Consider the following 6,318-nt stretch of genomic DNA (forward strand, 5'->3'; position numbering starts at 1 on the left):
GATTCCCCGAAATACCCCCCTTTCCCGGCTTTGCTCGACCGATCGGCGTTTGACGCCTCCGTGAATAATCGGTGTCACTGGAAAGCGGCATTCCGCCGTACCCGACTGGAGGCCCCGTGGCAGACGAACTGAATTTCGGCGGCACCGTGCTGACGCTCGCGTATTCCGCGGACGGCCGCCCGAGCGCCACTGGCGCGCAACGCGCGGCCGGCACCGTGCTCGCCGCGGGGCTGATCGCGTCGATCGCGTTCGCGGTGCTGATCCATGCGCTGCTGCGCGGCCGCTCCGCCGCCGATCCGGGCGCGAGCAGCCGCGGCATCCTCAACGAGGCGCGGATGATGGGCATCATCCGTTCGTCGATGGAAGCGATCATCACGATCGACGAAAAACAGACGGTCGTGATCTTCAATCCGATGGCCGAGCAGGTGTTCGGCGTGTCCGCGATGGAGGCGATCGGTGCGCCGCTGTCGCGCTTCATCCCCGAGCGGTTCCGCGCCGCGCACGCACGGCACGTCGACCAGTTCGGCGTGACGGGCGTGTCCGAGCGGCAGATGGGCCGCCAGCGGGTGCTGTTCGGGTTGCGCGCCAACGGCGAGGAGTTCCCGATCGAGGCGTCGATCTCGCAGATCCGCGACGCGTCGGGCAAGCTCTATACGGTGATGCTGCGCGACATCACCGAGCGGCAGCGCGCCGATAACGCGCTGAAGCAGTCGCGCGAGGAATTGCGCGAACTGTCGGCGAACCTGCAGAACGTGCGCGAAGAGGAAAAGACCCGCATCGCGCGCGAACTGCACGACGACCTCGGCCAGCAGCTCACCGCGCTGAAGATGGATCTGTCGGTGGTCGAACAGCAGCTGCGCGTGCCGGGTCGCACACATCCCGATGAAGACGTGCAGACGCACCTGCAGGGCATGCGGCGGCTGATCGACGCGACGGTCGCGTCGGTGCGGCGCATCGCGGCCGACCTGCGGCCCGTGATGCTCGACGATCTCGGCCTCGTGCCCGCGATCGAATGGCTCGCGAACGATTTCACGAACCGCTACGGGATCGATGTCGAGCGGCACATCGAAACCGGCGGGCTCACGTTCACCAGCGCGGGCGCGACCACGTTGTTCCGGATCGTCCAGGAAGCGCTGACGAACGTCGCGCGCCACGCGGATGCGACGCGCGTCGCGCTGCGGCTCGACGTCGAGGAAGGCTTCTGCGTGTTGCGTGTCGCGGACAACGGCCGCGGCTCGGCGCCCGGCGGCCCGGCCCATGAAGACAAATCGTTCGGCCTGATCGGCATTCGCGAACGCGCCCACATGCTGGGCGGCACCGTGACGATCGACACCGCGCTCGCGCGCGGTTTCTCGATCACCGTCGCGTTCCCGCTCAGTACCGTCCAACAGGAAACGCCCATCACATGATCAAGGTGCTCATCGCCGACGACCATACGCTCGTACGCGACGGTCTGCGGCACATCCTCCAGAACGCCACCGGATTCGAGGTGGCCGGCGAAGCCTGCGACGGCCCGTCGACGATCGCGCTCATACGCGCCACGCCCGCGCAGGTGCTCGTGCTCGACCTGTCGATGCCGGGCCGCAACGGCGTCGAACTGATCAAGCAGATCAAGGACGAGAAGCCCGCGCTGCGCGTCCTCGTGCTGACCATGCACGCGGAGCAGCAATACGCGGTGCGTGCGTTCCGCGCCGGCGCGTCCGGGTATCTGACGAAGGAAAGCGCGAGCGCCGAGCTGGTCGGCGCGGTCACGAAGGTGGCGTCAGGCGGCGTCTACGTGAGCCTCGCGATGGCCGAGCAGTTCGCGCAGAGCCTGAACGAGCCGGCCGAGACGCTGCCGCACCAGCGGCTGTCCGACCGCGAATTCGACGTGTTCCGGCGGATCGCCGCCGGCCAGACGCTAACGGAGATCGCCAACGCGCTGTGCGTGAGCGCGAAGACGGTCAGCACCTACAAGACGCGGATCCTGGAAAAGATGCAGATGCCGCACGAAGCGGCGCTGGTGCGTTACGCGATGCGGCACAAGCTGCTCGACGAAACGGACGACGTGTAGCGACGACGTGTAACGGACGACGCCCGGCCGCGGCTGGATGCCAGGTGCAGCCGGCCGCCCGGCATGCAGCCGGGCGGCGCACCCCGCTTACCCACTTACTTGGCCGGCACCGGGCACGCGAGATCGCCTTCCTCGCACGACAGATAGCCCTTCAGCGTTTCGGTACGCGCTTTAGTCAGATCGTCGAGGCAGGTCGACACGACCATCGGATACACGCTGCCTCCCTCGGCGTTCGCGCTGGAGAAGCTGCATTCGGCATCGCGGTACGCGATCCACGCACGCTGCGCATTCACGAGTTTGTCGGCGAGCGGCCGCGCATCGCGCAGGCGCGCGGTGACGGCCTGGTACGTCCGGTTCAGTTCTCCGTCGGTTTTCTTGTACGCGCGATCGGCGCACGCGGTCATCGCCGCCTGATCCGTCGCGTCGGCACAATTCGCCTGCGCGTGGGCGAGGTTCACCGCCAGTGCGAGCGAGCACAGCAGACCGGTCGAGACACGCATGGATGCTCCTTGTTGTTCGTTGAAGTCGTGGAACCCGGTGCCGGGCTTGCCGCGCGGTCGCGCATCGGCCGCCGTCTCTCGTGGCGACACCGATCGCGATGCTAGCGCACGCGCGCCGGCTTGTCAGCCGGTGTCGCAGCCTGCGACGGCTTGCATATCGCCCCTTCGCACCTACACTTGAAAATCGATACGCCGCTTCAGGCCCGCGCTATCGCATCCATCCCGTCTCCGCTTCCGCGCATTCCTCAGCGCATTTCGCGTTCGCATCGCCGAGCGGGGTGACGATTCGTCTGCCAGCCTCCTCCCCCCAGCCCAACGTGCCTTCGCCGTCGCCCCCTGGAGGGAATCATGAGCTATCACCTTGAAGGCCGTCTGCTCGAGGTCTGCAACTGCCGCGTACTCTGCCCGTGCTGGATCGGCGAGGACCCCGATTTCGGCGTCTGCGACACGATCGTCGCGTGGCATGTCGACAAGGGCACCGTCGACGGCGTCGACGTGGGCGGCAACACGATCGCCGCCGTGTGCCGGGTGCCCGGCAACATCCTCGAAGGCAACTGGACGGCTGCGATCTACGTCAGCGACACGGCGTCCGAAGCGCAGGAGCAGGCGCTCCTCAAGGTCTACACGGGCCAGGCCGGCGGCCCGATCGCCGAACTCGCGAAACTGATCGGCACGGTCGTGTCGATCGAACGCGCGCCCATCACGTTCAATGTCGAGGGGGCTCGCGGCACGCTGTCGATCGGCACCGACTACCACGCGGAACTCGAGCCGTACCTCGGCCCGAGCGGCGCGCAGACGACGTTGACCGACACCGTGTTCTCGACGGTGCCCGGCGCGCCGGTGTTCGTCGGCAAGGCGCCCGTCTACCGGTCGAAGAATGCGGCGATCGGCATCGACGTCGACCTGAAGAATCACAACGCGCTGCAGAGCACGTTCCGGTTCGACGCGTGACGCGCGATCGCACGCCCACGGTCATGGCTGCGTCACTGCATCGGCGCGTGTTTCCGCTCGTGCTCGCGAGTCTCGTCGCGTTCGCGTGGCTCACCCTGTGGGCGTGGACGCGCAGTCCTTACGGGCGGTACCTCGACCACGGCGACGGCACGTTGGCCGAACCGTTCAGCGCGCTTTGCCGCGCGCTGCCCGGTGGCGCGCTGTGGCTGTCGGCCGCGTTCACCGCGGCCGGCTGGACGCTGATGATCCTCGCGATGATGCTGCCGACGACGCTGTCGCTGTTCGATGCGTTCGCTCGCGTCGTCGCGAGCCGCCCCGACCAGACGCGCCTGCTCGCGCTCGTCGGCGTCGGCTACGTCGCCACGTGGAGCGGCTTCGGCCTCGTCGCGCATGGGCTGCACGGGTTGCTGCTGACCGGTGTCGCGCGCGTGCCGGCGCTCGCGTGGCGCGGCTGGCTGATCGGCGCGGCCGTCTTCGCGCTCGCCGGCGCGTTCCAGTTCAGCGGACTGAAGACGCACTGCCTCGACCGGTGCCGCACCCCCTTCAGTTTCGTGATCAGCCGCTGGCGCGGCCGCACGCCGATGCGTCACGCGTTTGCATTGGGCGTCAGCCATGGGCTCTTCTGCGTCGGCTGCTGCTGGGCGCTGATGCTGCTGATGTTCGTCGTCGGCGCCGGCAGCCTCGGCTGGATGCTGGCGCTCGCCGCATTGATGGCCGTCGAGAAGAACGCGTCGTGGGGGCAGGCGCTCACCGCGCCGCTCGGCGCCGCGTTGTTCGGCGCGGCCGTGCTGATCGTCGCCAGCCACGTGTGAGGCCCGCGATGCGACCGCCCGCCTCCGCCCTCGCGCTGCATGTCCGGCCGGGCGTGCGCGTCGTCGCGCTGACGTCGATCGCGATGCTCGCGTTCGCGTCGAATTCGCTGCTGTGCCGGCTCGCGCTGCAGGCCGGGCGGATCGACGCGGCCAGCTTCGGCAGCCTGCGCCTCGTATCGGGCGCGCTGATGCTCGCGATCGTCGCGCGTGCGGGGGCACGACGGCCCGCCCCGCCCGCCGACTGGCCGGCCGCGGCGATGCTGTTCGTGTACGTCACGTGCTTCTCGTTTGCGTATCTGACCGTCAGCGCGGCCACCGGCGCGCTGATCCTGTTCGGCGCGGTGCAACTGACGATGTTCGCGGCGGGATGGCATGCCGGCGAGCGGTTTGCCGCGACCGGCTGGGCCGGGTTCGGCGCGGCGCTCGGCGGGCTGGTCTATCTCGTGTCGCCGGGGCTCGCCGCACCGACGCCGCGCGGCGCCGCGTTGATGACGGCCGCCGGCATCGCATGGGGCATCTATTCGATCCGTGGCCGTCGGCCCGTCGATCCGGTCGCGGCCACCGCCGGCAACTTCCTGCGCGCCGCGCCGCTGGCACTCGCGCTGAGCGTCGCACTCGCCGCCCACCTGCACGTCACGCCGGCCGGCATCGCGCTCGCCGCGCTTTCCGGTGCGCTGACGTCGGGCCTCGGCTACGTGGTCTGGTATGCCGCGCTGCGGCACCTCACGGCGATGCGCGCCGCGGCGGTTCAGTTGTCCGTCCCGCCCATCGCCGCGTGCGGCGCCGTGCTGCTCCTGTCCGAACAGCCGACTTGGCGCCTCGCGCTCGCATCGGCCGCGATCCTCGGCGGCGTCGCCGCCGTACTCGCGACGCGGGCGCGGCGGGCGGGGAGCACGCGGTGATGCCCGTCAGGCGCGGCACGCTCTCGCAGCCCCCTCATTCAAGCGGCCAAAATACAAAACCCGTACACGGATACCGTGCACGGGTTTCGGATGAAACGGCAAACCGGGCGCCCCTGCGGGCGCTGCCTGGCTTAGTGGCCGAAGAACACCGACGAACGGTCGGTTGCGGACGGCACGACCACGCGCTGGCCCGCTTGCGACGCCGCGGCGGGATTCGAACCATAGCCCGTTGCATCCGCTTGCGCACCGGTGTTCTGCGCGGCGGCGATCTTTGCCTGTGCGGCCTGGATGTTTTCCGGGTAGTTCATCCAGTCGTTCGGGTTGTAGCCGGCCTTCTCGAGCTGGACCAGCTCGGCGCGCACTTGCGCGCGCGTCAGCGGCTGCTGGTTCGATTGGGCGAACGAGACGACCGGTGCGGCCACCAGGGCGGCCAGTGCAACTGCCTTGATCAGCGATTTCATGATGCGTTACCTCCAGAATTGTTTTGTCAGGCGCTTCGGACTCGGGGTCGTTGCGCATGAATAGAAGTCTAGGAGGCGACGCTATCAGGGTAAATACTTAAATCGCGAATTCACTGTTGACGGAAACCATACAATCGCCACGGAATAGGTCGAATCATCAGATGATTATCGGCATTCACGTACTGAATACCGTAGAACGGTGCCCGTGCGTCTAGCCCTGCATCAGCGCCGCCGGTCGGTTTCCGACGGCGCCATCAGCCGGTCGAACAGCAGCGCCTTGAGGCGGACCAGGTCGTCGGCGCCGGTCTCGCCGAACGCCGCGTGATGCAGCGTCAGCGCGGGCGCGGCCGGGTCGGCATGGACGGCCCGCACCGTGCCGTCGAGCGCCAGCAGCTCGACCCGGCCGCCTGCCGCGTACGGAAGCTGCACGCGCAAGGGTTCGCCGATTGCGGCGATCGGCCGGTCGACGGCAATCGACAGGCCGCTCAAGCTGATGTCGTGCACCATCCCGATGCCTTCCGCGCTCTCCGCCCCGCCCGCGCAACAGGCGGCGATCCGCACCGGCACGCGCGGCTCCGCGCGCGTGCGCAGCCGGTCGACGAAGCCGGGCGGCGACAGCACCAGGAACCGCGCGGCGCC

General features: G+C 68.6%; 7 protein-coding genes and 1 pseudogene. 5 read left to right on the plus strand and 3 right to left on the minus strand.

The window, feature by feature from the left end:
• Positions 1-128 precede the first annotated feature (128 nt).
• Positions 129-1,409, plus strand: a pseudogene (locus G3N96_RS37220) (PAS domain-containing sensor histidine kinase); the annotation flags it as partial.
• Positions 1,406-2,053: a response regulator transcription factor gene (locus G3N96_RS37225; protein WP_039367385.1), complete on the plus strand. Its 648-nt coding sequence runs from the start codon at positions 1,406-1,408 to the stop codon at positions 2,051-2,053. The pseudogene G3N96_RS37220 and the gene G3N96_RS37225, both read left to right, overlap by 4 nt.
• Positions 2,054-2,148: 95 nt before the next feature.
• Here G3N96_RS37225 and G3N96_RS37230 read toward each other — a convergent pair whose 3' ends face one another.
• Positions 2,149-2,553, minus strand: a complete 405-nt coding sequence (locus G3N96_RS37230; protein WP_206140326.1) for a lysozyme inhibitor LprI family protein — start codon at positions 2,551-2,553, stop codon at positions 2,149-2,151.
• A 348-nt stretch (positions 2,554-2,901) separates the two neighbouring features.
• Here G3N96_RS37230 and G3N96_RS37235 point away from each other — a divergent pair, with 348 nt between their 5' ends.
• Genes G3N96_RS37235 through G3N96_RS37245 form a run of 3 tightly spaced genes read left to right on the plus strand, consistent with a single transcriptional unit; the run spans position 2,902 to position 5,218 of the window.
• A complete protein-coding gene (locus G3N96_RS37235; RefSeq protein ID WP_089427522.1) occupies positions 2,902-3,504 on the plus strand; it encodes a DUF1326 domain-containing protein in 603 nt (200 codons plus the stop codon).
• Positions 3,505-3,527: 23 nt separating this feature from the next.
• On the plus strand, positions 3,528-4,316 hold the full coding sequence (locus G3N96_RS37240) for a DUF2182 domain-containing protein (RefSeq protein ID WP_124577961.1): 789 nt from the start codon (positions 3,528-3,530) through the stop codon (positions 4,314-4,316).
• An 8-nt stretch (positions 4,317-4,324) separates the two neighbouring features.
• Positions 4,325-5,218 (plus strand): DMT family transporter, encoded by an 894-nt coding sequence (locus G3N96_RS37245; RefSeq protein ID WP_124577959.1) that lies wholly within the window; start codon positions 4,325-4,327, stop codon positions 5,216-5,218.
• A 131-nt stretch (positions 5,219-5,349) separates the two neighbouring features.
• Here the strand turns inward: G3N96_RS37245 and G3N96_RS37250 are convergent, their stop codons facing one another.
• Together G3N96_RS37250 and G3N96_RS37255 are read right to left on the minus strand one after the other, a co-directional pair.
• The gene (locus G3N96_RS37250; RefSeq protein ID WP_124577957.1) at positions 5,350-5,679 is read right to left on the minus strand and encodes a DUF4148 domain-containing protein; all 330 of its coding nucleotides are present in this window, start codon (positions 5,677-5,679) and stop codon (positions 5,350-5,352) included.
• A gap of 222 nt (positions 5,680-5,901) precedes the next feature.
• A partial coding sequence (locus tag G3N96_RS37255; protein ID WP_206140327.1) for a PilZ domain-containing protein occupies positions 5,902-6,318 on the minus strand: 417 nt, incomplete at its 5' end.

The sequence above is a fragment of the Burkholderia sp. Se-20373 genome (assembly GCF_017104705.1).
Classification (GTDB): domain Bacteria; phylum Pseudomonadota; class Gammaproteobacteria; order Burkholderiales; family Burkholderiaceae; genus Burkholderia.

What these genes read in the sequence shown, in the direction of transcription:
- G3N96_RS37245 (WP_124577959.1), top strand. Translation starts at nt 4,325, where the DNA reads ATGCGACCGCCCGCCTCCGCCCTCGCGCTGCATGTCCGGCCGGGCGTG.
- G3N96_RS37235 (WP_089427522.1), top strand. Translation starts at nt 2,902, where the DNA reads ATGAGCTATCACCTTGAAGGCCGTCTGCTCGAGGTCTGCAACTGCCGC.
- G3N96_RS37250 (WP_124577957.1), bottom strand. Translation starts at nt 5,679, where the DNA reads ATGAAATCGCTGATCAAGGCAGTTGCACTGGCCGCCCTGGTGGCCGCA.
- G3N96_RS37240 (WP_124577961.1), top strand. Translation starts at nt 3,528, where the DNA reads ATGGCTGCGTCACTGCATCGGCGCGTGTTTCCGCTCGTGCTCGCGAGT.
- G3N96_RS37230 (WP_206140326.1), bottom strand. Translation starts at nt 2,553, where the DNA reads ATGCGTGTCTCGACCGGTCTGCTGTGCTCGCTCGCACTGGCGGTGAAC.
- G3N96_RS37225 (WP_039367385.1), top strand. Translation starts at nt 1,406, where the DNA reads ATGATCAAGGTGCTCATCGCCGACGACCATACGCTCGTACGCGACGGT.